General features: G+C 42.0%; 37 protein-coding genes. All 37 read right to left on the bottom strand.

Translation table 11 applies throughout. The features are described 5' to 3' along the window. Positions 1-4 precede the first annotated feature (4 nt). The 37 genes from rpsE to mgtA all read right to left on the bottom strand — a co-directional run bounded on the left by rpsE (position 5) and on the right by mgtA (position 26,161). Positions 5-499, bottom strand: a complete 495-nt coding sequence (gene rpsE, locus ATE37_RS03470; protein WP_000874204.1) for a 30S ribosomal protein S5 — start codon at positions 497-499, stop codon at positions 5-7. A 17-nt stretch (positions 500-516) separates the two neighbouring features. Continuing rightward, positions 517-873, bottom strand: coding sequence for a 50S ribosomal protein L18 (rplR, locus tag ATE37_RS03465; protein WP_000624044.1), 357 nt, complete (start codon positions 871-873; stop codon positions 517-519). Between the two features lie 83 nt (positions 874-956). Beyond that, entirely contained in the window at positions 957-1,493 is a 537-nt protein-coding gene (gene rplF / locus ATE37_RS03460; protein ID WP_000086641.1) for a 50S ribosomal protein L6, read from the bottom strand. A gap of 187 nt (positions 1,494-1,680) precedes the next feature. Next, positions 1,681-2,079: a 30S ribosomal protein S8 gene (rpsH, locus tag ATE37_RS03455; RefSeq protein ID WP_000245504.1), complete on the bottom strand. Its 399-nt coding sequence runs from the start codon at positions 2,077-2,079 to the stop codon at positions 1,681-1,683. A 246-nt stretch (positions 2,080-2,325) separates the two neighbouring features. Further along, on the bottom strand, positions 2,326-2,511 hold the full coding sequence (locus ATE37_RS03450) for a type Z 30S ribosomal protein S14 (protein ID WP_001085697.1): 186 nt from the start codon (positions 2,509-2,511) through the stop codon (positions 2,326-2,328). A gap of 17 nt (positions 2,512-2,528) precedes the next feature. Beyond that, the gene (gene rplE, locus ATE37_RS03445) at positions 2,529-3,071 is read right to left on the bottom strand and encodes a 50S ribosomal protein L5 (protein ID WP_000013542.1); all 543 of its coding nucleotides are present in this window, start codon (positions 3,069-3,071) and stop codon (positions 2,529-2,531) included. Positions 3,072-3,094: 23 nt separating this feature from the next. Beyond that, positions 3,095-3,400, bottom strand: coding sequence for a 50S ribosomal protein L24 (rplX, locus tag ATE37_RS03440; protein WP_000497691.1), 306 nt, complete (start codon positions 3,398-3,400; stop codon positions 3,095-3,097). 77 nt (positions 3,401-3,477) lie between these two features. Next, complete coding sequence (rplN, locus tag ATE37_RS03435; protein ID WP_000616547.1) at positions 3,478-3,846, bottom strand: 50S ribosomal protein L14; 369 nt, start codon at positions 3,844-3,846, stop codon at positions 3,478-3,480. 25 nt (positions 3,847-3,871) lie between these two features. Next, entirely contained in the window at positions 3,872-4,132 is a 261-nt protein-coding gene (gene rpsQ, locus ATE37_RS03430; protein WP_000440801.1) for a 30S ribosomal protein S17, read from the bottom strand. 24 nt (positions 4,133-4,156) lie between these two features. Beyond that, on the bottom strand, positions 4,157-4,363 hold the full coding sequence (gene rpmC, locus ATE37_RS03425) for a 50S ribosomal protein L29 (RefSeq protein ID WP_000772918.1): 207 nt from the start codon (positions 4,361-4,363) through the stop codon (positions 4,157-4,159). A 9-nt stretch (positions 4,364-4,372) separates the two neighbouring features. After that, entirely contained in the window at positions 4,373-4,786 is a 414-nt protein-coding gene (rplP, locus tag ATE37_RS03420; RefSeq protein WP_000960947.1) for a 50S ribosomal protein L16, read from the bottom strand. A 3-nt stretch (positions 4,787-4,789) separates the two neighbouring features. Continuing rightward, entirely contained in the window at positions 4,790-5,443 is a 654-nt protein-coding gene (gene rpsC, locus ATE37_RS03415; protein WP_000529936.1) for a 30S ribosomal protein S3, read from the bottom strand. Between the two features lie 12 nt (positions 5,444-5,455). Next, positions 5,456-5,800 carry a 50S ribosomal protein L22 gene (gene rplV, locus ATE37_RS03410; RefSeq protein ID WP_000818137.1) on the bottom strand — a complete coding sequence of 115 codons (345 nt, stop codon included), beginning with the start codon at positions 5,798-5,800 and terminating at the stop codon, positions 5,456-5,458. A gap of 11 nt (positions 5,801-5,811) precedes the next feature. Beyond that, on the bottom strand, positions 5,812-6,093 hold the full coding sequence (gene rpsS / locus ATE37_RS03405; protein ID WP_000533766.1) for a 30S ribosomal protein S19: 282 nt from the start codon (positions 6,091-6,093) through the stop codon (positions 5,812-5,814). A gap of 103 nt (positions 6,094-6,196) precedes the next feature. Further along, complete coding sequence (gene rplB / locus ATE37_RS03400) at positions 6,197-7,030, bottom strand: 50S ribosomal protein L2 (protein WP_000512910.1); 834 nt, start codon at positions 7,028-7,030, stop codon at positions 6,197-6,199. A gap of 17 nt (positions 7,031-7,047) precedes the next feature. Next, entirely contained in the window at positions 7,048-7,344 is a 297-nt protein-coding gene (locus tag ATE37_RS03395; RefSeq protein ID WP_001055347.1) for a 50S ribosomal protein L23, read from the bottom strand. Further along, the gene (gene rplD / locus ATE37_RS03390; protein WP_000024537.1) at positions 7,344-7,967 is read right to left on the bottom strand and encodes a 50S ribosomal protein L4; all 624 of its coding nucleotides are present in this window, start codon (positions 7,965-7,967) and stop codon (positions 7,344-7,346) included. Before rplD ends, ATE37_RS03395 begins: the two co-directional genes overlap by 1 nt. 24 nt (positions 7,968-7,991) lie before the next feature. Next, positions 7,992-8,618: a 50S ribosomal protein L3 gene (gene rplC, locus ATE37_RS03385; protein WP_000160197.1), complete on the bottom strand. Its 627-nt coding sequence runs from the start codon at positions 8,616-8,618 to the stop codon at positions 7,992-7,994. 216 nt (positions 8,619-8,834) lie between these two features. Next, positions 8,835-9,143 carry a 30S ribosomal protein S10 gene (rpsJ, locus tag ATE37_RS03380; protein WP_001284513.1) on the bottom strand — a complete coding sequence of 103 codons (309 nt, stop codon included), beginning with the start codon at positions 9,141-9,143 and terminating at the stop codon, positions 8,835-8,837. 265 nt (positions 9,144-9,408) lie between these two features. Beyond that, positions 9,409-10,035 (bottom strand): uridine kinase family protein, encoded by a 627-nt coding sequence (locus tag ATE37_RS03375; protein WP_084867795.1) that lies wholly within the window; start codon positions 10,033-10,035, stop codon positions 9,409-9,411. Beyond that, a complete protein-coding gene (gene nrdG / locus ATE37_RS03370; protein WP_084856542.1) occupies positions 10,032-10,628 on the bottom strand; it encodes an anaerobic ribonucleoside-triphosphate reductase activating protein in 597 nt (198 codons plus the stop codon). The genes ATE37_RS03375 and nrdG overlap by 4 nt, the downstream gene beginning before the upstream one ends. 4 nt (positions 10,629-10,632) lie before the next feature. Further along, positions 10,633-11,139 (bottom strand): GNAT family N-acetyltransferase, encoded by a 507-nt coding sequence (locus ATE37_RS03365; protein WP_000423437.1) that lies wholly within the window; start codon positions 11,137-11,139, stop codon positions 10,633-10,635. A 9-nt stretch (positions 11,140-11,148) separates the two neighbouring features. Further along, on the bottom strand, positions 11,149-11,649 hold the full coding sequence (locus tag ATE37_RS03360) for a GNAT family N-acetyltransferase (protein WP_084867793.1): 501 nt from the start codon (positions 11,647-11,649) through the stop codon (positions 11,149-11,151). Positions 11,650-11,692: 43 nt separating this feature from the next. After that, a complete protein-coding gene (locus ATE37_RS03355; RefSeq protein ID WP_000521625.1) occupies positions 11,693-11,833 on the bottom strand; it encodes a hypothetical protein in 141 nt (46 codons plus the stop codon). A gap of 11 nt (positions 11,834-11,844) precedes the next feature. Then, a complete protein-coding gene (gene nrdD, locus ATE37_RS03350; protein ID WP_180382755.1) occupies positions 11,845-14,052 on the bottom strand; it encodes an anaerobic ribonucleoside-triphosphate reductase in 2,208 nt (735 codons plus the stop codon). A 118-nt stretch (positions 14,053-14,170) separates the two neighbouring features. After that, the gene (locus ATE37_RS03345) at positions 14,171-15,688 is read right to left on the bottom strand and encodes a damage-inducible protein CinA (protein WP_084867789.1); all 1,518 of its coding nucleotides are present in this window, start codon (positions 15,686-15,688) and stop codon (positions 14,171-14,173) included. Between the two features lie 35 nt (positions 15,689-15,723). Further along, entirely contained in the window at positions 15,724-15,867 is a 144-nt protein-coding gene (locus ATE37_RS10730) for a hypothetical protein (protein WP_000933181.1), read from the bottom strand. Between the two features lie 73 nt (positions 15,868-15,940). After that, positions 15,941-17,473, bottom strand: coding sequence for a cardiolipin synthase (cls, locus tag ATE37_RS03340; protein WP_084867786.1), 1,533 nt, complete (start codon positions 17,471-17,473; stop codon positions 15,941-15,943). A 286-nt stretch (positions 17,474-17,759) separates the two neighbouring features. Beyond that, a complete protein-coding gene (locus ATE37_RS03335; RefSeq protein ID WP_084867784.1) occupies positions 17,760-18,911 on the bottom strand; it encodes an iron-containing alcohol dehydrogenase in 1,152 nt (383 codons plus the stop codon). A gap of 185 nt (positions 18,912-19,096) precedes the next feature. Then, on the bottom strand, positions 19,097-19,537 hold the full coding sequence (locus tag ATE37_RS03330) for an SP_0198 family lipoprotein (protein ID WP_084867782.1): 441 nt from the start codon (positions 19,535-19,537) through the stop codon (positions 19,097-19,099). An 87-nt stretch (positions 19,538-19,624) separates the two neighbouring features. Beyond that, entirely contained in the window at positions 19,625-20,875 is a 1,251-nt protein-coding gene (locus ATE37_RS03325) for a bifunctional folylpolyglutamate synthase/dihydrofolate synthase (RefSeq protein WP_084867780.1), read from the bottom strand. Between the two features lie 359 nt (positions 20,876-21,234). Next, positions 21,235-21,540 (bottom strand): DUF1292 domain-containing protein, encoded by a 306-nt coding sequence (locus tag ATE37_RS03315; protein ID WP_000017624.1) that lies wholly within the window; start codon positions 21,538-21,540, stop codon positions 21,235-21,237. A 15-nt stretch (positions 21,541-21,555) separates the two neighbouring features. Continuing rightward, positions 21,556-21,975: a Holliday junction resolvase RuvX gene (gene ruvX, locus ATE37_RS03310; protein ID WP_002876031.1), complete on the bottom strand. Its 420-nt coding sequence runs from the start codon at positions 21,973-21,975 to the stop codon at positions 21,556-21,558. Positions 21,976-21,978: 3 nt separating this feature from the next. Next, positions 21,979-22,245: an IreB family regulatory phosphoprotein gene (locus tag ATE37_RS03305; protein ID WP_000507059.1), complete on the bottom strand. Its 267-nt coding sequence runs from the start codon at positions 22,243-22,245 to the stop codon at positions 21,979-21,981. Positions 22,246-22,331: 86 nt separating this feature from the next. After that, positions 22,332-22,901: an SP0191 family lipoprotein gene (locus ATE37_RS03300; RefSeq protein ID WP_084867778.1), complete on the bottom strand. Its 570-nt coding sequence runs from the start codon at positions 22,899-22,901 to the stop codon at positions 22,332-22,334. A 66-nt stretch (positions 22,902-22,967) separates the two neighbouring features. Further along, positions 22,968-23,366, bottom strand: a complete 399-nt coding sequence (gene spx / locus ATE37_RS03295) for a transcriptional regulator Spx (RefSeq protein ID WP_000591165.1) — start codon at positions 23,364-23,366, stop codon at positions 22,968-22,970. Positions 23,367-23,500: 134 nt separating this feature from the next. Further along, complete coding sequence (gene mgtA, locus ATE37_RS03290; protein ID WP_084867777.1) at positions 23,501-26,161, bottom strand: magnesium-translocating P-type ATPase; 2,661 nt, start codon at positions 26,159-26,161, stop codon at positions 23,501-23,503. Positions 26,162-26,223 lie beyond the last annotated feature (62 nt).

Here is a 26,223-nt window from a genome sequence, read left to right as displayed (position 1 = left end):
TTTCTTATGCCAAATCAGAAACTGAAATACCACGAAGAGCAGCAACTTCTTCAGCGCGTTTCAATTGTTTCAAACCTTCAACAGTTGCGCGAACAATGTTGATTGGAGTGTTAGAACCAAGTGATTTAGATGTAATATCTGCCACACCTGCCAATTCCACAACGGCACGAACCGCACCACCAGCGGCAACTCCAGAACCTTCTACAGCAGGTTTCAACAATACTTTAGCTCCACCGAATTCTGAGAGAACTTCGTGTGGGATTGTTGTTCCAACCATAGGAACTTCAATCAAGTTTTTCTTAGCATCTTCTACTGCTTTGCGGATTGCTTCTGGAACTTCTTGAGCTTTACCAGTACCAAATCCTACGCGACCGTTGTGGTCACCGACAACAACAAGAGCTGCGAAACGAAGACGACGTCCACCTTTAACAACTTTTGTAACACGGTTGACAGCAACTACGCGTTCTTCTAATTCAACTGCATTGTCTTTAAATGCCATTTTCTAGTGTCCTCCTATTAGAATTTCAATCCGTTTTCACGAGCTGCATCAGCCAAAGCTTTCACACGTCCGTGATATAGATATCCACCGCGGTCGAACACCACTTCTGAAATACCTTTAGCGTTTGCACGTTCTGCAACGAGTTTACCGACAGCAACGGCTTGTTCAGTTTTAGTTCCTTTTGAAACTTCTTTGTCAAGAGTTGAAGCACTTGCGAGCGTTACACCCGCTACGTCATCAATCACTTGAGCGTAGATGCCTGTATTAGAACGGAATACGTTCAAACGTGGGCGATCAGCAGTTCCAGAGAGTTTTCCGCGAACGCGACGGTGGCGTTTTTGACGGAGTTTGTTTTTATCTGGTTTAGAAATCACAGTTTTCACCTCTTTAGTTTTAAATCGCGTGCTATGCACAAAGTTGGAAAATAGGTTGATGGTTGAAAATCAACCACTCAACATTATTTACCTGTTTTACCTTCTTTAAGACGAACGTACTCTCCAACGTAACGAATACCTTTACCTTTGTAAGGTTCTGGTGAACGAAGGCTACGTACGTAAGCGGCTGTTTGACCAACTACTTCTTTTGAAATTCCGCTAACAACGATTGTTGTTGGGTTTGGAAGTTCAAAAGTAATTCCTTCTGGAGCTTCAACTTCGTCTGGATGAGATTTACCAACAGCCAAAACAAGTTTTTTACCTTGAAGTTGTGCACGGTAACCAACCCCGCGCATTTCAAGTTCTTTCTTGAATCCTTCTGATACACCAATTACCATGTTGTTCAAAAGGGCACGAGTAGTTCCGTGGATTGTTTTCATTTCTTTTGAATCGTTTGGACGGTGAAGAGTTACTTCAGTACCTTCCACGCGAATTTCAATATCTTTTGAGAACTTACGAGTAAGTTCTCCTTTAGGTCCTTTTACAGTTACTACGTTGTCATTGTTAGTGACTTCAACACCAGCAGGCAACACGATAACTTTATTACCAATACGTGACATGTTTATTTTCTCCTGTTAAATTGTCAGGCCTTGACGGCCAGTTTTCACGGGGTTAAATCGATTTCTCGATTTGAAGGAACATTTAGGTTTCAATTTCAAAGTGAATCTAGGCATCGTCTCGCAGGCATAACTTTGGGTTAGGCAAGAGACGATAACGAAGAGTCACAAAGAAATTGGGAGCTAAATATTACCAAACGTAAGCGATAACTTCTCCACCAACGTTCTTTTGACGAGCTTCTTTATCAGTAAGCAAACCTTCAGAAGTTGAAAGGATAGCAATTCCAAGTCCGTTAAGAACTTTTGGAAGATCTTCACGTTTTTTGTAGACACGAAGTCCTGGTTTAGAAACACGTTTCAAGTTAGTGATAACTTTTTCACCGTTTGGTCCGTATTTAAGGAATACACGGATGATGCCTTGTTTGTCATCTTCGATGATTTCAACGTTTTTTACAAAACCTTCGCGTTTAAGGATTTCAGCAATCCCTTTTTTGATGTTTGATGCAGGTACTTCAAGTACTTCGTGTTTCGCTTGGTTAGCGTTACGAATACGAGTTAGGAAGTCTGCGATTGGGTCAGTCATAACCATTTTGTTTTTCTCCTCTTACTAGTAGTTTGCAAGTTGCACTTGCTAGTTAATACATGATATAAAGAGCGTAACAGCAAAAGCAATTTGGTCTTTTTTTGCCAAAGCTGTAGCTCGTGTTCAAATTGGCAAGCCCAACTGAACCCGGGCTAAACTCTGCGTGAAAAAGATAAACTTTCCTAGAAACTTTAGTTTCTTCGTCAAGTTTCCTATTTTCACTTGGAGTTTGGGCGCCCTTGATATCTTAAATTACCAAGATGCTTTTGTTACACCAGGAATTTGTCCTTTGTAAGCTAATTCACGGAAGCAAACACGGCAAAGTTTAAATTTGCGGTAAACTGAATGCGGACGACCACATTTTTCACAACGAGTATAAGCTTGAGTAGAGAACTTCGCTGGACGTTTGTTCTTAGCAATCATTGATTTTTTAGCCATTAGATTTACCTCCTATATTATTTTGCAAAAGGCATTCCAAGGCCTGTAAGCAATGCACGTGACTCTTCGTCAGTGTTAGCAGTTGTTACGATAACGATGTCAAGACCACGAGTTTTGTCAACGTCATCAAAGTTGATTTCTGGGAAGATCAATTGTTCTTTCACACCAAGTGTGTAGTTTCCGCGTCCATCAAATGATTTTGTTGGAACACCGTGGAAGTCACGCACACGTGGAAGTGAAACTGAAACCAATTTATCCAAGAATTCGTACATACGTTCACCACGAAGGGTAACTTTTGCACCGATCGCTACACCTTCACGAAGACGGAAGCCGGCGATTGATTTTTTAGCTTTAGTGATAAGTGGTTTTTGACCTGAGATAAGCGCCAATTCTTCAGCAGCTTTTTCAAGGCTTTTAGCGTTTGATACAGCTTCACCAACACCCATGTTCAAAACGATCTTATCTACTTTAGGCACAGCCATCACTGATGAGTAGTTGAATTGTTCAGTCAAAGCAGGAACTACTTCATTAAGATATTTTTCTTTTAAACGATTTGCCATTATACTTCTCCTTTCCTTCGTGATTAATCAAGCACTTCGCCTGATTTTTTGTTGTAGCGAACTTTTTTACCGTCTACAAATTTGTAACCAACACGACCAGCTACACCATTTTTGTCCAAAACTTGGACGTTTGATACGTGGATAGCTGCTTCTTTCTCGATGATACCACCTTGAGGAAGCTCGTTAGTTGGACGTTGGTGTTTCTTAACGATGTTAACACCTTCAACGATAACTTTGTTTACTTTTGGAAGGGCAGTAAGGACAACAGCTTCTGTTCCCTTATCTTTACCAGCGATTACGCGAACTTTGTCGCCTTTTTTTACAAACATTAGGTTTCTCCTTAATTTTTCTTACGCCCACAAGGGCACCCTAGCTTGAAGCTAGGGGACTAGTTTGTTTCTAAAAATTAAAGTACTTCTGGAGCAAGTGACACGATCTTCATGAAGCCACCTTCACGCAATTCACGTGCAACTGGGCCAAAGATACGTGTTCCGCGAGGAGTTTTGTCATCACGGATGATAACAGCTGCATTTTCGTCAAACTTGATGTATGAACCATCAGCGCGACGAGCACCTGATTTAGTACGAACGATAACAGCTTTTACAACGTCACCTTTTTTAACCGCACCACCAGGAGTAGCTTGTTTTACAGATGCCACAATGACATCACCGATGTTCGCAAATTTACGTTTAGAACCACCAAGAACTTTGATAGTCAAGATTTCGCGTGCACCGCTGTTGTCTGCGACTTTCAAACGAGTTTCTGTTTGAATCATTTCAGTTTTCTCCTTTCAGGCTTGATTAGATGATAACCGCTTCTTCAACAACTTCTACAAGACGGAAACGTTTTGTAGCTGAAAGCGGGCGAGTTTCCATGATACGTACGATATCGCCTTCTTTGGCAACATTGTTTTCATCATGTGCTTTGTATTTTTTAGAGTAGTTAATACGTTTACCATAGACTGGGTGGTTACGTTTTGTTTCAACTACAACTGTGATTGTCTTGTCCATTTTGTCAGATACAACACGTCCAACAAGAACTTTACGATTATTGCGTTCCATTGAAATTTCTCCTTCCCTAGTCTATTATTTCGCTTCAGATTGAACTGTTTTGATACGAGCGATTTGTTTTTTAACTTCTTTCAAGCGAGCTGTTTGTTCCAATTGACCAGTAGCAGCTTGGAAACGAAGTTCAAACAATTCTTTTTTCAATTCGTTTTCGCGCTTCGCGAGTTCTTCTTGAGAAAGACCACGAAGTTCTTTAACAAATTCTTTTACTTCATTAAGTTTCATGCCTTCTCCTTATTCTGCTTCACGTTTTACGAATTTAGTTTTAACTGGCAATTTGTGGCTAGCAAGACGAAGCGCTTCACGTGCAATCTCTTCAGATACACCAGCAATTTCGAACATCACTTTACCACGTTTAACTGGTGCTACCCAACCTTCAGGTGCCCCTTTACCAGATCCCATACGCACACCGATAGCTTTAGCAGTGTATGATTTGTGTGGGAAGATTTTAATCCAAACTTTACCACCACGTTTCATGTAACGAGTCATGGCGATACGAGCAGCTTCGATTTGGCGGTTAGTGATCCAGTGGCTAGTTGTAGCTTGAAGACCGTATTCACCGAATGCTACTTCTTTTCCACCTTTTGCTTCACCGCGCATTTTTCCACGGAATTCACGACGGTGTTTAACACGTTTAGGTACTAACATTGGTTATTTACCTCCTTTAGTGTTTTTACGAGCTGGAAGAACTTCACCACGGTAGATCCATACTTTAACACCAAGTTTACCGTATGTAGTATCTGCTTCTTCCCAAGCGTAATCGATATCTGCACGAAGTGTGTGGAGTGGAACAGTTCCTTCTGAGTATCCTTCAGCACGGGCAATATCTGCACCGTTCAAACGACCTGATACTTGAGTTTTGATTCCTTTAGCTCCAGCACGCATTGCGCGTTGGATTGCTTGTTTTTGTGCACGACGGAAAGCAACACGTTGCTCCAATTGACGAGCAATTCCTTCACCTACAAGGTGAGCATCCAAATCAGGTTGTTTGATTTCGATGATGTTGATGTGTACTTGTTTTCCAGTCAATTTGTTAAGTTTTGCACGGAGTGCGTCAACGTTAGCGCCACCTTTACCGATAACCATACCTGGTTTAGCAGTGTGAAGTGAAACGTTAACTTTGTTCACTGCGCGTTCGATTTCGATAGTTGAAACTGCTGCGTCAGCAAGTTCTTTTTGAACGAATTTACGGATTGCAAGATCTTCATGAAGGTAATCCGCGTATTCTTTTTCAGCATACCATTTGGCATCCCAATCACGGATGATGCCGACACGCATACCAATTGGATGTACTTTTTGACCCACGATGTTACCTCCTTATTTTTCTGCAACAGCTACAGTGATGTGAGCTGTACGTTTGTTGATTGGTGAAGCTGAACCTTTCGCACGTGGACGGAAACGTTTCATAGTTGGTCCTTCGTTTGCGAATGCTTCAGATACTACCAAGTTAGCTTTGTCCAAACCAAAGTTGTTTTCAGCGTTAGCTACAGCTGAGTTCAAAACTTTCAAGATGATTTCAGCAGCTTTGTTTGGTGTGAATGTCAAGATTGCAATAGCATCGGCTACGCTTTTACCACGGATGTTGTCAAGAACAAGACGTGATTTACGAGGTGAAACACGTACTGTACGAGCCATTGCTTTAGCTGAAGTAATTTCTGCCATTTATGTTCTCCTTATTTTCTACGTGTTTTCTTGTCGTCTGCAGCGTGACCTTTGTAAGTACGAGTTGGTGCAAATTCACCAAGTTTGTGACCTACCATGTCTTCTTGGATGTAAACAGGTACGTGTTTACGTCCGTCATAAACTGCAATAGTGTAACCAATGAAACTTGGGAAGATCGTTGAACGACGTGACCAAGTTTTGATAACTTTTTTCTTTTCGTCGTTAGCTTGAGCTTCAACTTTTTTCATCAAATGCTCATCGACGAAAGGTCCTTTTTTAAGACTGCGTCCCATTTTTATTTTTTCTCCTTTAAATGTTGTACCACAGCGGCTTGCGCTCACATGGAGCGCTACCGAGCTGGCGGATTTCCTAGTTGCTTAGGCGACTAGTTTACTATTATTTCTCGTTGCGACGACGAACGATAAGTTTGTCAGATTTCGCTTTCTTGTTACGAGTTTTAAGACCAAGAGCAGGTTTGCCCCATGGAGTAGATGGCGCTTTACGACCAACTGGTGCTTTACCTTCACCACCACCGTGTGGGTGATCGTTAGGGTTCATTACAGAACCACGAACTGTTGGGCGGATACCTTTCCAACGGCTACGTCCTGCTTTACCAAGGTTTACAAGTCCATGTTGTTCGTTTCCGACAACACCAACTGTAGCACGACAAGTTCCAAGGATCATACGAACTTCGCCAGATTGAAGACGAACAAGAACGTATTTACCTTCTTGACCCAATACTTGGGCAGAAGCACCAGCAGCACGTACCAATTCTCCACCACGACCTGGTTTCAATTCGATGTTGTGGATCAAAGTACCAACTGGGATGTTAGCAAGTGGAAGAGCGTTTCCGACTTTGATATCTGCTTCAGGACCTGAAACGATACGTTGACCAACTTCAAGACCTTTTGGAGCGATGATGTATGCTTTCACACCGTCAGTGTAGTGTACAAGAGCGATGTTTGCAGAACGGTTTGGATCGTACTCGATAGTTTTAACAACTGCTTCAACGTTGTCTTTGTTACGTTTGAAGTCAACCAAACGGTAGAAACGTTTGTGTCCACCACCTTGGTGACGAACAGTGATACGACCGTTGTTGTTACGACCAGCCTTGCTCTTCAAAGCAACAAGCAATGATTTTTCAGGAGTGCTTGTTGTGATTTCAGCGAAATCCAAAGAAGTCATATTACGGCGACCGTTTGTTGTTGGTTTATAAACACGAATTCCCACGATATTTCCTCCTTAGATTATTCAGCTTCAGCAGCGAACAACTCGATTGCTTTTGAATCAGCTGTAAGTGTGATGATAGCTTTTTTAGTTTTGTTAGTAAAACCAGTGTAACGTCCAACACGTTTTGCTTTTGGTTTTACGTTGATTGTGTTAACATTGGCAACTTTAACACCTTCGAAAGCAGCTTCAACAGCTTGCTTAATCAAAAGTTTGTGTGCACGAGTGTCAACTTCAAATACATATTTTCCTGCTTCAAGTTGAGCCATTGAGCTTTCAGTGATAACAGGTTTTTTGATAACATCATACAAATTCATTATGCAAGAACCTCCTCGATTTTAGAGATAGCTGCTTGTGTGACAAGAAGTTTGTCGCTATTTGCGATGTCAAGAACACTTGCAGTTGTAGCAGTTGCAACTTTCACGTTTGGAAGGTTACGAGCTGAAAGAGCTGCGAATTCATTTCCTTCTTCAAGGATAACAAGAACTTTAGAATCGATGCTCAATGCTGCAAGAACTTTTGCAAATTCAGCAGTTTTTGGAGCTGTAAATGAAAGAGCGTCTACAGCTACGAATTTGTTTTCAGCAACTTTTTCAGAGTAAACTGATTTAAGAGCTAGGCGACGAACTTTTTGTGGAAGTTTGTAGCCGTATGAACGTGGAGTTGGTCCGAAGACAACACCACCACCACGCCATTGTGGTGAGCGGATAGAACCTTGACGAGCACGTCCAGTTCCTTTTTGACGCCATGGTTTGCGTCCACCACCTGATACTGCAGAGCGGTTTTTAACAGCGTGTGTTCCTTGACGAAGGCTTGCGCGTTGACTGATGATCACATCAAACACAACTGATTCATTTGGTTCAATACCAAATACTGCATCGTTAAGAACAACTTGGCCAGCTTCTTTACCAGTTTGGTCAAATAATGTTACGTTTGCCATTGTGACTGATTTCCCCTTTCTTTATTATTTACCAGCTTTAACTGCTGATTTGATAGTGATAAGAGATTTCTTAGCACCTGGTACGTTACCTTTGATAAGGATAACGTTCTTTTCTGGAACAACTTGTACAACTTCAAGGTTTTGAATTGTTACGCGGTCGCCACCCATACGTCCTGCAAGGTTTTTACCTTTGAATACGCGGTTAGGCGCAACAGGTCCCATAGAACCTGGACGACGGTGGTAACGAGAACCGTGAGCCATTGGTCCACGTGATTGTCCGTGGCGTTTGATAACACCTTGGAAACCTTTACCTTTAGAAGTACCAGTTACGTCAACAACGTCTCCAGCTGCGAATGTTTCAACTGTGATTTCAGCACCAACTTCCAAGCCTTCAACGTTTTTGAATTCACGAATGAAGCGCTTAGGAGCCGTGTTAGCTTTCGCTACATGTCCTTTAGCAGGTTTGTTGCTCAATACTTCGCGTTTGTCATCGAAACCAACTTGGATAGCGTTGTATCCGTCTGTTTCAACAGTTTTAACTTGAAGAACAACGTTTGGAGTTGCTTCAATAACTGTTACAGGGATCAATTCGCCAGCTTCAGTGAAGATTTGAGTCATTCCCACTTTTTTCCCTAAGATTCCTTTTGTCATGAGAAAATAGTTCCTTTTCTATATTTTTTATTCAAAAAGTTTTTAACGAGCGTTTTTTATGCTCAAGTCTAAGATACAAAGGACGTCAAACTCAAAGTGAAAATAGGAAACTGACGCAGTGTCTAACAGACACTAGGAAGTTTATCTTTTTCACACCGAGTTTAGCCCGTGTTCAATTAAATTGAAACACTAGCCTCTGCTCTTTTATATCTTAGATTAAAGTTTGATTTCTACGTTTACACCACTTGGAAGATCCAATTTCATCAAGGCATCAACTGTTTTTTGAGTTGGGTTAACGATATCGATCAAACGTTTGTGTGTACGCATTTCAAATTGTTCGCGAGAGTCTTTGTATTTGTGAGTCGCACGAATGATTGTGTAGAGGCTACGCTCAGTTGGAAGTGGGATTGGACCCGCAACTTGTGCACCTGTACGAGTAGCTGATTCTACGATTTTTGCAGCCGCTGTGTCAAGCGTACGGTGTTCGTAAGCTTTCAAACGGATACGGATTTTTTTGTTTGCCATCTTTTTCTCCTTTTCGTCTATTTAAGATAATAGGCTAGCTCCACAAGAAAACCGACGCGCGTTGCGTGGCAATGCAACCGAGCGTGTCGCAACCTCTTGCATCACAGCTAAGGCTGTAATTTACAGCACCATAATAGAATAACACAAAGCCCCTGCGATTGCAAGGGATTTGTGAGCTTTTTTTCGTTTTTTTAGGATGAAACTGTTTTCTCTTTTCATCTTTCCAAGATTACGGATTTATATCTATAAAAAACCGTCTTTTCTTCTATATAATGTGTGTCATTTTGACCTTGAATGTATCTTCTGATTGATCTACTAAAATGTCCGCTTTAGACTCGTTTTCTCTATAGTATCGCAGATACTGCTCCCGTCTCATCTGATGGCTAGCTAACACAAAGGAAGCATCGCGATTTCTCATAGTTGTATCTCGAGATAGGCGCCTCTTTAACTCTGTTTCTTCATCCGTGTAGAAACAGATGGTTTTGTCAAAGAGTTCCTTGGGTAGAAAGCCCACAGACATCCCTTCAACAATCAGAATTGGCTTGGCTCCAGATAAGATTTCACTAGCCTTCCACGGTTCATCGATTGTTAAGACATCCATACCTGCCTGCAATGCGAGAATATCTCTCTGCAAACTTGCCAATTCATGCGCCACTGGGAGACAAGCTGTCACCTTTTGATCTGGCGCTTGCTTTGGTACTACCAGGTGACGTTCTGAGGTGATATAGGGATCTGTTTCTAGTAAATTTACTGTAGTAGAATCTAGAGCTTGATGTAATTCCTGAGCGAAGGTTGACTTGCCTGAAGCCCCATGACCGTAGATCCCTAGCGTCCTAATTCTTCCCGTTTCGATCTCTGAAACCAGTTGTTCTATCAGGTCTTTTTTCTTCATTCTCTCTTCACCTGTTCATAGCTTTCTTTTCCGTCATTAAGCTTGTCCCAAATCACTACTTGCCTACTTTTGAGAGATTTTTGCACATCGATAATCCGTTGATTGGACGAACCTCGAAACTGGAGCATGAGATTGCGCTTACTTTTGTCATACCGTCCATCGACAAGGATGTCAATCAGCGACAAGAGTTCCAGTTTGTCTGGAGTTTCCAGCATCATTTCTTCCCAAGTGTAGCCCGTCCAGGACCAGATGTCTTTGTCTGGCAATTCCTTTCGAATGCGCTTAACGAGAGGTAAGAGGATACCTGTATTGAGAAATGGTTCTCCTCCTAGCAAGGTCAAACCTTGAACATAAGGCTGGGCAAGATCTTCCATGATTTGTTCTTCTAATTCTGCCGTATAGGGAATGCCTGCGTTGAAAGACCAAGTCGCAACATTATAGCACCCCTCGCAGTGAAACATGCAACCTGATACATAGAGAGAGTTGCGCACACCTTCTCCATCGACAAAGTTAAAGGCCTTATAATCAATGATTCGCCCTTTACTAAGCTCCTCGCTTTTCCATTCACCTGGTTTTGGTGTATTCCATGTCATCCTTCTACTCCAAGTCTATCCAATAGCGCTGACTTCTATCGATTGTATTTTCGTAAACACCGCCAGCGGAGAGAATCGTGCGGCGGCTGGCTTCGTTGTCTTCATCGCAGGTAATCAGCACTCGTTCCAATCCTTGCTTTCGAGCCTCTGCTAGTCCTAATCTCAACTGCTCCTTCCCATATCCTTTGCCTCGTTGACTGGGACGGATAGAATAGCCAATATGACCGCCTTCCACAAATAATTTGTCATTCAAGGACAAGCGCAGGGCTAAAAATCCCAAAGGCAAGCCAGTCTCATCAAAGGATAAAAATTTGATTGCAGGAACCCAGCCTACTGGCAGGTTGGCAGCATCCTCTTGCTGCTCTACAATCTTTAAACAATCCTCATAATCCTTTGCTCGCTTCCAAGCGGAGCCCATGCCACCGTGCATATAGGATTTTGCTGCATCGAACTCCGCAATCATCTCTAATATAGCTTCTTTATCTTCCAAAGTTGGTCGTCTTAGCTCCATGCTTCCTCCTTAATCGACATCCATCCAGTAGCGCTCCGTTCCGTTTCGAACATCCTCCAACTCCCCACCATTAGCCACAATCACCGCCCTACTAGCAGGATTTTCCGTACTACAGGTCACAAGTGCTTTTTTGATGTTCTTCTCCTTGGCAACTTGCAGGCCTTGTCTGAGAGCTTCTTTGGCATAACCCTTGCCTCTTTCAGAGGGGCGGATGGAGTAGCCAATATGGCCCCCATTTTCTAGTAAGTAGTCATTTAATCGGAGACGAAGGTTGAGAAAGCCAAGAGCCTGGCCTGCTACGTCAAAACTAACCAGCTGGATAGCAGGAACCCAGTTTTCAGGAATATTGAGTCCCGCTTCCGCTTGAAGATTTTCTTCTAGCCACTCTTCATAAACAAAATTGTTGGCGTCCCAAAACCCACCATCATGAGGGGACTGTGCTTGTTCAAACTCTGCCATCATCTCTAAAACTGTTTCTTTATCTGCCAATGTTGGTCTGCGTAGTATCATTTTTACCTCCAATTAAGAGAAAAGCGAGAGCGGACTCTCACTTTTATTTTTTCTTGTTCTTGTTTAAAAACTGTTCTCTGAGGTTGAGCAAGCGTTCTTTTTTACCTGTTCCACCTTTCGAGTGTTTCTCGTGATAACGGGTCACTTGTGCGCGTCCCTTATCGTCTAATTGGTATTTCCCCATTGCGTTTCCTTCTATTTTGTTACTTCATGTCCTGCTGTTTTAATAGTTGAACCGTTCATGTGTTTGACACGCGCAGCGATTTCCTTGTGGCGTCCGTTAACCATCGGACGTGCTTGAGGATTTCCCAGATAACCACACGTACGTTTGACCACATCTACTGTTTTAGGGTCGCTATTGCCACAGTTGGGACAAGCAAATCCTCTCTCAGTTGGTTCAAAATCCCCTTCAAAGTCGCACTTGTAGCAACGATCAATCGGAGTATTGGTCCCTAGATAACCGACACGGTCATAGGCATAGTCCCAAACAGCTTCCAAGGCTTTAGGATTTTGTTGAAGAACTGGATACTCACAATAATGGATGAAACCACCTGACGCACCTGCTTCTGGGTAAACTTTCTCAAAGTCTAATTTTTCAAACGGTGTTGGATTTTTACGAACATCGTAGTGGAAAGAGTTGGTGTAGTATTCCTTGTCCGTGATGTCCGGAATAGAGCCAAACTTCTCTGTATCCAAGCGACAGAAGCGGTCTGTCAGACTTTCAGACGGTGTGGAGTAGATAGAGAAATGGTAACCATATTGGTCAGACCACTCTTCCACACGACGTTTCATATCGCGAATGATTTCCAATGTGAATTCCTTGGCTTCAGGATTGCTTTCCCAGCTATTTCCAAAGAAGACAGTAGCCACTTCGTACAAACCAATGTAGCCCAGCGAAACTGTCGCACGGCGATTCTTAAAGAGTTGGTCTACACTTTCTTCTTTTCCGAGACGGCGACCGAAGGCTCCGTACTGATAAAGGATAGGGGCATTCGCTGGTGTTGCTTCCTTGGTCCGTTCAACACGGTAAACCAGAGCATCTTCTGCGATATTCATCCGCTCATTGAAGATTTCCCAAAACTTATTCAGATCCCCTTCAGACTCGAGGGCGATACGAGGCAAATTGACCGTCACAACACCTAGATTCATCCGACCTGAATTGACCTCAACACCATTTTCATCTTTCCAGCCTTGGAGGAAAGAACGGCATCCCATAGGAACCTTGAAAGAACCAGTCAGTTCGATAATCTTATCATAGGACAAGACATCTGGGTACATCCGCTTGGTTGCACACTCAAGAGCCAACTGTTTGATGTCGTAGTTAGGTGAACCTTCCTCTAAGTTGAGTCCTCTTTTTAGCGTAAAGATGAGTTTAGGGAAGATGGCTGTTCGATGTTCTGAACCAAGACCCTTGATACGAATGGTCAAAATAGCTTTTTGAATTTCACGCTCAAAACGACTAGTTCCTAGACCAAAACCGAGCGAAGTAAAAGGTGTTTGCCCATTTGAAGTGAAGAGGGTGTTGATTTCATACTCAAGAGATTGCATGGCATCATAGATATCTTTTTGAGTTTTCTTCCAAGCGTAATCTTCCCGTTTCTCAGGCAAGACCCACTCTTCCGCATCCTTGAGGTGCTTTTGATAATTCTTCTCCGCATAAGGCGCCAAGACTTCATCAATACGGTCAGCTGAGCAGCCCCCGTACTGGCTAGAAGCAACGTTGGCGATGATTTGTGAAATCTGAGCGGTCGCAGTCTGGATAGACTTGGGACTCTCTACCTCTGCATTACCAATTTTAAAGCCATTTTCCAACATGCCTTTAAAATCAATCAAACAGCAGTTGGTCATAGGTGTATAGGGACTATAGTCCAAATCATGATAGTGGATATCCCCTTTTTGGTGAGCATTGGCTACGTGCTTAGGAAGCATTTGCAATCCGATTGATTTCCCAACAATCCCTGCCGTCAAATCACGTTGAGTGTTAAAGACATCGCTGTCTTTATTGGCATTTTCATTGACAACTGCCTGATCTTTATTGAGAAGTTTATGAATGCTAAAGTTGATATCTGTCGCTTTTGAGCGCTCAAAATCCCTCTGTGTCCGATAAGTGATATACTCTTCAGCCAAGGCATATTCTTTGGCTTCGAGAAGTTCATGTTCTACGATATTCTGAATCTCATAAATCTTCACACCTTTAGGGAAACGACTATGAATTTCGGTAACGATTCTTTCAACTAGACCATTTAGGCGTTTTTCTACTAGAGGCGTAACGTCCATAACCTTTTCCGCCGCCTTGTGGAGAGCCTTGTCAATCTTGTCTACATCAAATACTACACGTCTACCATCTCGTTTTTCAACGAACAAGGTGGGAACGGTTGCAAGCTTTTCTTCTAATACAATCATATCCATGCTCTTTTCTAAAATGTTGTTCTATGAAGTATTATACCACTCTAAAAATAAAAATCAACATCTTGTGTTAAAAATCCCGATTTTTTTAAAATTCCACAAGATATTGATTTTGTTATTTGAATTTATAAAGCTTCAACTCGCTAGTATCTGTCTGAACAAGCTCATAGTTTTCACTGAGCCAGCTCTCTACATCTGACCACAAGGCAACTTTTTGATTGACCATAATCATCTTCGGTTCATTCTCTTTCAGGTCATTCATCAGTTTGGTTTTATTTTCGTCACTTGCAGTATAAAGTGTTGGCGTCACTAGAGAGGTCGGTGCTAAGCGTTCACTTGTACGATAGAAATCTGGACGATCATCCCATGCATAGACACGATCTTCAGAACTCGTTTGTTGTTTGACTACACTAGCAAGTCGCTCTCTCTCATGATAAGTCACCGGGTGCGAAAGGTAGCGACTCGCGATAGGGAGAACAATGAGGTAGACAAGGGCAATCAGTGGTAGATAGAAATTTCCTTTGAGGAAAGAGGCTTTGTTCTCACGTCTTCTTCTACGACGACTGCCTCCATCAGAAACATTCTCTTTGATCCCTGTCAGAAGGAGCAAAGTCAAGAAAGGAAGAAGAGCAACGAGATGAGTACCGTTGACAGGTTCTTTTGAGAAAATCAAGAGCCCCAAAGAAAGCAATAAGCCCAAACTAGCAGCAATTGATAGGGAATACTGCTTAGCTGGTTTTGACTGGAATAAACCAGAAAAGAGCAAAGTAAGGGAACCTAGCCCAATGGCAAGTAAGCCATAGAAGGCTGCATTTTCAAGCAAATGTGCATTTGAAAAGAGGCTAAGAGTATTTACCGGATACAAGGTCTGGCTAATGGCATCCCCAAAACTACCTGTTAATACTGTATAGTACCCTAAAGGATAGAATAAGAGTGAGAACCCTAAGGCTGACGCAAAAAATTGATATAAACCATGAACAAAGTGACCTTTTCCTAAGTTAAAGCCGATGATGCCCAAGGCTAGTGTAGCTGCAAATAAGGCTGTTGGGATTGGCGCAAGGAAGAAAGCAAGTGCAAGGCTCATACCAACACGTAAAAATCCTTTGTCATCGTTTGGATAAGCTAGATAGTTCGTAACAATGCTAAGTGAATAAAATAGGAAAGGCAGGGCTAGCAAGAGAGCATAGCCACCACCAAAAGCGAGACCTGCTACCAACAAATTAAACACAAACACAAGCTGCTTGGCTTCTTCTACACGGCCTGTAAGAGTATCCGCAGATTTAAAAAGAAAAACACCTGCTCCAAATAAGGCCAACCACTCAACCAAAGCAATCAGAATACTGCCTTGTGAAAGATAGGTAAGCAGGTAATAGAGCAATTCCTCCGTCCCAAAATAATCGGTATACATTTGACCATTTTGATGCAAGGCCCAACCGGTATAAAGATCCTGAGTTTGTTGCGGGCTTACTAAACCAAAAATAAGGGGGATAACCACAGAAATAGCTGTAGCCACTAAACTCCAAAGCAAGATACTAAAAAAGGGAATCGGAGCTCCTTCTCGCTTTTCTGGAACGGACCAGTCTTGGTAATGAGATTCTTCTTGTTTCTCATCTATTTTCCCGTATACATTCATTCAATTTCTCCTCTAAGTTTATCTGTTTTAGTATATCAAAATCTTACAGGAATGTCAGCTTGGGATTGATATTTGCTGAATTTCTTATCCAATATCGCAAAGCGTTCGATTTCACGAAAACGGTGAAATAGACTATTTCTATACTCTCTGATAAAATCATCATCTTCTAGATTAAGCATGGTTTTCTCCTTTACTTATCTATTCGTAAGAAGACAAAAAAGATCCAGCCTTGGGCAAGATCTTGATGGATAGTTAGAGCATAGGCGCAAACAACTGGACAATTTCCTTGATCAAGCTTTGATACCAGCTTGTTTTGATGGTGTGGGGATAAATTTCTTGAGAAACTTTAAAAATCTCTTCGAAGTCTCTTTCAATATCGATGATGGACTGCGTCCTATAAAGCAAGACGGCATTTTCATAGTGGTGAAGCAAACTCCGATAGTCAAAATTGATGGTTCCCACAGTAGCTGCCTCTCCATCGACCAGCATTTGCTTGCTATGAAGGAATCCCGGGCTATACTCATAAATTCGAACCCCTGCAGATAACAAGTCTGGATAGGCTCCTCGAGTAACTAACTGAATAACCTTCTTATCTGGGATACACGGCGTCACAATTCGCACATCTACCCCTCTCAGAGCTGCATTTTTGATACTTTCTGTTAAATCATAGTCAGCAATCAGATAGGGAGTCGTGATGTAGACGTAATCCGTAGCTTGATTGATAAGATTTTGATAGACCGTTTTTCCAACCTGGGCTCGGTAGATGGGTTTTGGCCCGCTACTGTAGGGAATACAGAGCCCCATCCCATCTTTTGGTTGATTTTCGAGATGGTATTGGTCAAAATCGCTAATTTCCCCACGGTTGATATACCAGGTTGACAAAAAGAGTCTAGTAAAAGCCTTAACCGCCGATCCATCCAGGCGAATACCGCTATCCTTCCAATAACCAAAGCGTTCGATATGGTTGATATACTCATCTGCCAGATTGACACCACCTGTATAGGCAATTTGACCATCGATAATCATGATTTTACGGTGGTCACGGTTGTTATAAGCAACGGTCAAACGTGGAATCACCTTGTTAAATTTGTGGGCTTCAATCCCTCGACCACGAAGCTGGATGGTGTAATCTCCAGGCAAGGTTGCCATACAACCAATATCATCATAGAGAAGCTTCACCTCTACACCTTGAGCGGCCTTTTCTTCCAAAATCTCCAAAATACTATTCCACATCAAACCTTCTTCGATGATATAGTATTCGAGAAAGATAAACTTCTCAGCTTTCTTGAGATCCTCTAGCATCTGCTGCCACATACTTTCACCAGATGCAAAAAATCGTGTATCCGTTCGATCATAGACATCGGCATTCGTGTCCATACTGAGGAGTGATTTGATAACTCCGTAAGCTGACTTGTCCTGCTCTTTTAACTCCAAACGGAGAGCTCTGCTATTGTCCTCTCGGTCAACCATTGATTGGAGCTGCTTTAGCTGCTTCATTTCTTTTTTAGATAAACGGCGTTCTCCAAACATGATATAGAGTAAGGGGCCAAATACTGGCACAAAGGCTACTAACAGCCATGTTACTTTACTCTCAGGATTCATGGACCGATTGACAATCGATACAATGGTCGCCATACTCATCAAAATAACTAGAATAATCCAGAGAATCGGAGCCATCTGACCTAGATAGAGAAATAAACCAAAGATGATAAACAACTCTGCTAACATGATGGTAATACTAAAACCATACTTAGACATGAGTAGCTGCATTTTTCTAGCTGTCATACATCCCCTTTCTTTTCTAACATTCTCCTTAACTGCTTGATAAACTACTGTTTCTACTATAGTATACCTCAGTTTAGGGGTAGATGGCAACCTTTTACCTTTTTCTATTCAAACCATTCCAAGAACTGCAAGATTCTTAAACTACACCTTCACTATATGAAGCGCTACTCCTTTTTTATATTTTTAACTAGGATATTAAGAGACTTAAAAAGAACTACCAAAATGATAGTTCTTTCCAATGTTATTTGTATTTTGAAGAATAAGTCCCTTCCACTCTACTTGATTTTTAGAAGAGTTCTTTGTAGAGAGCAATGGTTTCTTCCAAGGTTGGCATAAATGGATTGCCCGGCGCACATGCATCAATCAAAGCATTTTTAGAAAGGTAGTAAAAGTCAAAGTCTTTTTCTTGGATACCGAGTTCAGTGAGTTTCTTCGGAATACCTACTGTTTCAGACAGTTTCTCAATTTCAGCGATGGCATAGTCAGCACATTCTTGGTCTGTTTTCCCTTCAACATGGAGTCCCAAGGCCTTGGCTACATTGCGAAAAGCTTCTGGTACACGTTTGGCATTTTCACGCTCTACAACTGGAAGAAGCATGGCACAGCAGACACCATGTGGCAAGTTATATACCGCACCGAGTTGGTGAGCCATAGAATGAACATAGCCCAAACCAGCATTGTTAAAGCTCATACCACCGAGGAAGATGGCGTTGACCATACCCTCGCGCGCTTCAATATCTTGGCCATTTGCCACAGCACGAGGAAGATACTCTTTGATGAGTTCAATGGCTCCGATAGAGAGTTTCTTGGTCACATTATAAGCACCTGGTGTTACCAAGGCTTCAACAGCGTGGGTAAGAGCATCCATACCTGTCGCTGCTGTCAATCCTTTCGGCTTTGAAAGCATAAGTTCTGGATCATTGACAGAGATGAGGGCGAGGCTGTTCTTATCAACCATTACCATCTTGACCTTGCGTTCTTCGTCAGTAATGACATAGTTAATGGTGATTTCTGCAGAAGTCCCAGCTGTTGTATTGATGGCGACCACTGGCAATCCTTTTTTAGCAGACTTGTGGAGGCCTTCGTAATCCTGTGGTTTGCCACCATTTGTAGCGATGATAGAGATACAACTAGCCGCATCCTGAGGAGATCCTCCTCCAAGACTGATGATGAAGTCACATCCATGCTCTTTCAGGGCAGCCACTCCGTCTGTAACGTTCTTGCAAGTCGGATTTGGCTCCACATCGCTAAAGATCACATATTCGATCCCTTCAGCATCTAGTGGTTTTAGGATCTTAGGTAAAATATCACTTCCCTCAATGAACTTGTCTGTCACCAAAAGAGCCTTCTTATGCCCTAGTTCCTTGATATACGGACCTACTTCATTTACAACACCTTTACCAATAAGGTTAACTGATGGAACGTAAAATGTAGCCATATGCGTTTCCTCCTGCGCCTCTGCGCTATTTGATTATTTACTATAAGTATACGACCTTATAAGAAGTTTTACAAATATTTGTAAGCGTTTTAAGTAAAAAGTTAGTAAAGAACCGCCAGCCTTTTTTTCAAGAAAAAAAGCTCCAAAAAGATAGCTTTCGTCTCATTGGAACTTTTACTTAATCATTATTGCTTCGTTAAGACTACTCGGTCAGATGCCTCTCGGTCCATATCATCGATAATCATTTGATTACCATTAACCGCATAAATTTTAATATCATCTCCGATAATGACACGTTGATTTTCTGGCTCAAAGGTGATTTGCTTGATTTCCTTATCTCCATCTGGTTCGACCTCAGTCCATGTACCAGTTTTGCCTGTTACAACAAGAGTGATCTGGTCGTTCTCGTCTTTTCCAGTATAGGTACCATCAATATTAGTCGGTTGAGCTGCCGTAGTAGTATCCTGGCTTGAGGACGCCTGTGGTTGACTAGCACTGGTAGCAGCACTAGAAGATGATTGTTGAGCAGATGGCTGGGTAGATGCTTGTTCCTTAGGTCCACAAGCTGCTAAAAGACTAAGAATTGCTAAAGAAGCAATAGAAAGTGTGAATATTTTCGTTTTCATAGCGACTTCCTTTCTTTTGTGCTAATGTATTTCTGAAATCGTTTTCGAGTTTTCCTATCCCCAGTATAGCAACTTAAGTCCAGAAGGTCAACTAATCTCATGATCTCCCACCAAACCCGCTCGTACTTCCGAGATAAAATAGAGAGAGCCCGTCACAAAAAGCAAGTCCTGATTGTTGGCATTTTCTTCAAATTTGCTGATAAAATCACGATAAGAGTCAACCAGTTTATAACCAGAAACATCGCTTTCTTCTAGAGATCCCTGGTAGTCAAAGCCTGTTACCTTAAGTTCCACCTGAGGCAACTGCTCTGTTAGATAGGCTAACATCCCTTGGTAATCCTTGCGTTTAAGTGCTCCAAAAAGGACATGAACCTGGTATCCTTGCTGGATTTTCCCCTGGATAAACTCGACCAAACGAGTTAAAGCTGGAAGATTGTGAGCCCCATCTAGGTAAATCTGCGGGCGAATCCGTTCTAATCGACCTGCCCAGTGTGTCTCCTTCAAAGCCTGTCTGACAAGCTCTTCTTCGACACCTTCCTCTCTTGACGCCATAAACAGAAGAAAAGTTTGTAAAGCCAAGGCGGCATTTTCTTGCTGATAAGCACCTTCCAACCCGATTTCAAGCTGTGAAAAACTTGCTAGGCTACTTGAAAAACTCCCAGCTTTCAAAGCGAAGTCTCGCCCAGCTTGATAAAGTTCAACAGCTAACTCTCTTGCTGTATTTTGACAGACAAGCTCCGCTTCTGGAGCAAAATTGGCAATGACCGCCTTCTTGCCAGCCTTGAAAATACCAGCTTTCTGCTCGGCTATTTCCTCCAGACTATCGCCCAAGGTCTCCTGATGATCTAGACCAATCGAAGCAATAACTGCAATCTCGCCTGTTACGACATTAGTGGTGTCAAGCAAACCACCAATCCCCACCTCTAGCAGGACTAGATCCACTCCCTGCTCTTTAAAGTAAAGCAAGGCAATCAGAGTCAGTAATTCAAAAAAGGACAACTGGTCATGGGTTTGCAAAAGCGTCTTTTCCATCTCCTTGATCTGGCTAGCTATACGGATAAAGTCTTCACCACCGATCGGTTTCCCATTAATACAGATTCGATCATGAATACTGATGATATGAGGAGAGGTGAAAGTACCAACTTTTTTTCCATGAGCTACAAACAACTCCCTCATAAAGGCAATAGTCGACCCTTTACCGTTAGTCCCTGTTACATGGATAATGGGATAAGTCTTCTCAGGATTTCCCAGCAAATCCACAGCTCGCTGCATTCGTCCAAGACCAGATCTAAAGTTCAAACCAATTCGACTATGAAGCCATTCTTCTACTTCAAACATACATATCTCCTTAACAAAAGTCCAATCAACTACAGCATCAAAGTATGATTACAAATAAAAAACGAGGTCGGGACTAAAATCCCGACCTCTTACCTGGTTAGCTAATCACTAGCTACTATGAATTTCAACGTGGGCTAAAAACGTCCCCCGGACGTTCCAACTCTTCCAATTTTTAGGAGTTGGGGTGATACAGTCTCCCAGACTTACCAGTTCTCTCTTATTTCAAGGAACTGGGGTAAAAATATCTCCCGGACGTTCCAACTCTTCTAATTTTCAGGAGTTGGGCTGATACAGTTTCCCAGACTTACCAGTTCTCTCTTATTTCAGGGAACTGGGGTAAAAATATCCCCCGGATATTTTTACTCCTCCATAAAGCTGTTGAAGACTTCTTCAATCATGTTCCATTCGTCTTCTGAGTCTTCTGGGATTGGTTGCAATTCGCCTTCTGTTCCGTCTTCATTTTCGATGAATGAGTAAGCTTGGATTTCAACTTCACCATTTTCATCTTCTTCTGCGTTAACTGGCACTAGCAGAACATAGTTTTTACCAAATTCTTCTTTTCCGTCGATGGTCAAAAGAATTTCAAACAAGGTTTCATTTCCTTGCTCGTCTACTAGTGTAATCAATTCACGTTCCTCGTGGTCATGGTTGTGATCGTGTGACATAGTTTCTCCTCTGTCTTAAAATTTTCTATCTAAATAATTTTGCAAAATCAGCTGAGCAGCCAACTTATCAATAACTTTCTTGCGTTTGTTACGGCTGATATCTGCTTGTTCAATCAACATACGCTCCGCAGCGACCGTTGTCAAACGCTCATCCTGATAGTCTACTGGCAAACCAAAGAGTTCTTCTAATTTTGCTCCGTAAGCTTGACTGGCTTCTACCCGCGGACCGCTGGTATTGTTCATATTTTTTGGCAAACCTACTACAAAGCGTTCTACCTTATAGCTGTCAACCAATTCCTTGATACGGTCAAAACCAAACTGTCCTTGATCCTCATTGATTTGGATGATTTCAAGTCCTTGAGCAGTGAATCCTAGTGGGTCGCTAATGGCCACGCCTACCGTTTTTGAACCGACGTCCAATCCCATAATTCTCATAGATTATAGATCGACTCCTTGTCCTTTAAGGTAGTAGCGCACCAGTTCTTCAACAATTTCATCACGCTCATACTTACGGATTTGATTTCGTGCATTGTTATAACGAGGAACGTAGGCAGGGTCACCACTCAATACATAACCGACGATCTGGTTAATCGGATTGTAGCCCTTGTCATTCAAAGAAGCATAAACATCTGTCAACGTTTCGCTAATTTCTTTCTTATTGGAATCATCCAATTTAAACCGTACAGTTTCTTCAGTAAATCCCATTCTAACACCCTCTTTCCTTAGAATAGTACTATTATAGCACATTCCCTGACGTTCTACAAATAAGTCAGTCTATTAATTTGGATTTTCTATTGTTCTGTCGCCCCATTCGCCACTCTGTCTGCAATATATTGGCTAGGTTCATTTTTTAAGAGATTTTCAAGACCGATATTTTTTAAATATTCGATCTGAGATGCCTTTTTGACATCCAATACTTGAAAATCATAAGTCGTTGTTGTCTGGATTTCGGTCTCGCTGAGTAGCTTGGTTTCCAGTGTAAATCCTGCTAGTTTGCGTGCCTCTTGGATGGTCTCATCCTTCTCTTCAGCTTCTTGAAGCGCTTTTTGCGTCCCCTCTAGGCCATTTTCAGAGATAAAGTTCTTGAGTTCATCCCCGACAGGTCGTTTTTGCTGGATGGTCAGGGTCAAAAATTGATTGCCTTTATAGGTAATGGTCTGAATCTGCTGCGTTCCATTTTCCGACTTCGGCATCAACAGGGTCTTGGTGACAACCGTATTCTTTTCAGCATTGTCCAAAACGGGAAGGTTTGATTGGAGAGGTTCAGATGCTGTTGTAGAAGCAGCAGAAGTTTCCTTTTTTTGCCCACATCCCGCAAGCAAAAAGAGGAGAGCAAAACTAGCAATTAGTAACTTTTTCATAATTCCTCACATGATTTTAAAACAAAAGAGCAAACAAGGCCAGGAGTCACTCCCAGCCTTGATGTTTTATAGAGCTGCACGTAGACGTGCTTCTGCATTTTCTACATTACGGACAGAGCGTGGCAAGAAGGCACGGATATCATCTTCTTTATAGCCGACTTGTAGGCGCTTCTCGTCAACGAGAATCGGACTCTTTAAGATCCGTGGTGTTTCCATGATTAAGTTGAGCACTTCATTGACACTCAAATCCTCGATGTCAACTCCAAGTGCCTTAGCGTAGCGGTTTTTTGACGAAACGATACTGGCAATTCCATTATCTGTTTTCGTGAGAATATCTAATAACTCTTCTCTTGTAATTCCTTCTTTACCGAGATTTTGTTCTTTATAACTTAACTGGTGGGCATTGAGCCAGGTTTTCGCTTTTTTACAGCTAGTACAACTTGAGACTGTATAAATTTTGATCATGTACCTACCCCTTTCGCTACATGTTACTATCAGTTTAGTCTATTATACCATAAAAAGCATCCGACTTGCGACCTATTTTTAAAAAAATTTAACTTTTTTCGCGATTTTCGTACTTTTTTCTTGACAAATTCAATTTATAACCAACTTCTAAATTTTTTGATATAGATTCGTTTCACAACTGTAACACTTATCATATAAAGAATTATTATCAAAAGCAAAAAGAGGAAATAAATTGGTTTCAAAGGGGTTAAACGAAGGAGGTTAGCAATTGCAGAATAAGGAAGGAAGGTCACAAAACTGGCTGCTAGCAAGGTTGTCCCAAGAACCAACCATGACGGACGGCTTTGTAAGAAAGGGAGTTTTGCTGAACGAAGCATATGGATGACCATGGTTTGGGACCACATGGATTCAATGAACCAACCTGTCTGGAACAGGATGATAAAGCCCGTTGCAGACTCTGCTCCGTGAACATAAGCATGACCTGTCGTTATTGGGACAATGACAAAATAGAGCAAGATAAAGGTCAAAATATCAAAAGCAGACGAAATCGGACCCATCCAAATCATAAAGCGAGTAATAGACTTGGCTTCCCACTTATGAGGATGTTTCAAAAAGTCTTCATCCACATTATCAAATGGCAAGGCAATGCAAGAAAGGTCGTAGACGAGGTTTAACACAATCAAGTGAATCGGAGCCATAGGGAGGAAAGGTAAAAAGATACCAGACACTAAGAGTGACAGAATATTCCCGAAATTAGAGCTGACCGTCATCTTGATATATTTGGTCATGTTGGCATAGACTTTGCGTCCTTCTACCAGCCCTTTTTCAAGCACCATCAAATCCTTATCTAGCAAAATGACATCAGCCGTTTCTTTGGCAATATCTACTGCTGTATCAACAGAAATCCCCACATCTGCTACTTTCATAGAAGGGGCATCATTGATCCCATCTCCCATATAGCCGACACAGTGTCCATTAGATTTGATTTGTAAAATGATTCGTGCTTTTTGATCCGGAGAGAGTTTAGCAAAGACAGTCACCTTCTCAACTGCTTGTGCTAACTCTTCGTCCGCCATAGAATCAATATCAGAACCCAACAAGATTTGATCAACGTCTAAACCAACTTTTTCGCATACTGCTTGGGTTACCTTCTCATTATCCCCCGTCAAGATCTTGGTTTGAACACCATACTCTAATAAAGCTTGGATAGCAGGGGCTGCAGATGGTTTTGGTGGATCTAGGAAGGCAAGATATCCTGTTAGAATCATTTCCTTTTCATCTTCAACGGAGTAAGCAAAACCTTCTTTTAGACCTGTTTTATAAGCGACTCCCAAGACTCGCAAGCCCTGTTGATTGAGTTGGTCCACTTCTTTTAAGATTTCCACTCGGATATCATCCGTCAGAGGGCTAATCTGACCTTGATATTCCACATGGGTTGAAATCGCAAGCATCTCCTCTAAGGCACCCTTGGTTACCAAACTAACAGCTTCATTCTCATCCTTGACGATGACACTCATCCGTCTGCGTTCAAAATCAAAGGGCAATTCATCTATTTTTTGAAAGCTAGTATCCAAATTTTGTAGAATAGCGTGTTCTTTAGCTTCTTTTTCGGTTCTACTGATAATGGCACGGTCCATCAAGTTTTTCAAACCGGTTTGAAAATAGGAATTGAGGTAGGCTCGTCTCAACACAGACAAATCCAAATCTCCATGTATATCCAAAGGATATTCAAGGACAATTTCGTCTTGGGTAAGGGTTCCAGTTTTATCCGTACACAGGATATCAATAGCACCTAGATCTTGTATGGCATTGAGTTTTTTGATGACGACTTTTTCCTTGGCCATGATAATGGAGCCTTTTGCTAGACTGGCCGTGATGATCATGGGAAGCATCTCAGGTGTAAGACCGACACCTACGCTCAAAGCAAATACGCCAGCTTCTAACCAATCTCCATCCGTCAAACCATTGGAAAGAAATACGATGGGAACCATGACCAACATCAAACGGATTAAGAGCCAGGAGATACTGTTCATATCCCGTTCGAAAGAGGTGGGCTCGTCATAAGTATTGAGAGTCTGCTCTATTTCCCCCATCATGGTGTCATCACCAACTGCTAGAATCAGAGCCTTGGCGCTTCCTGATATCACGTTGGTTCCCATGAAGGCGAGTGCTTCTGCTTCTAGCAGACTATCAAAATTTGACTGACTCATTTTTGACAAAGCCAATTTTTCAACCGAATCACTTTCGCCCGTCAAACCAGACTGTTGAACAAAGAAATCACGTGATTCAATCAAAAGGAGGTCTGCCGGAATCATATCCCCAGCACTCAATTTGACTATATCTCCAACGACCAAATCTTCAATTGCGATCTCTAAACTCTGGCCTTCGCGAATAACCGTAGCTGTATTCACAATCATTTTTGAAAGATTGGTCGCAGCTTTGTCGCTTCGCAGTTCTTGGACAAATCGAATGCCACCAGAAATGAGGACTAGGACAACGATGATGATAGAGGTCGTCGGATCTTCTTGCCCAGGCTTCGCCAACCAGACGTTTGTCACCATGGAGATCATAGCGATGACCAGGAGGATGATTGTAAATGGATTGATAATAGATTCGTAAATTTTTTTGAGGATACTGTCTTCCTGACCCTTGGTGATGGTGTTTTCACCATATAAATCACGATTCTTTTCTATCTGTTCCTCAGTCAAGCCTGTTAGACTTGTCTTATAAAAAGATAGAGTTTCGTTTAAAGGTGTATGAATAGCTGCTGCTAGTCTTTCTTTTGTAGTTTTCATTGGTTTCTCCTATCTGTATGAATGATGTGTTTCATACACAGAGACCAATCACTTTATAAGGG

The sequence above is a fragment of the Streptococcus oralis subsp. tigurinus genome, assembly GCF_002093575.1.
GTDB lineage: Bacteria > Bacillota > Bacilli > Lactobacillales > Streptococcaceae > Streptococcus > Streptococcus oralis_CH.
The sequence above is the reverse complement of the archived record's forward strand: the minus strand, read 5'-3'. Positions and strand labels throughout refer to the sequence as shown.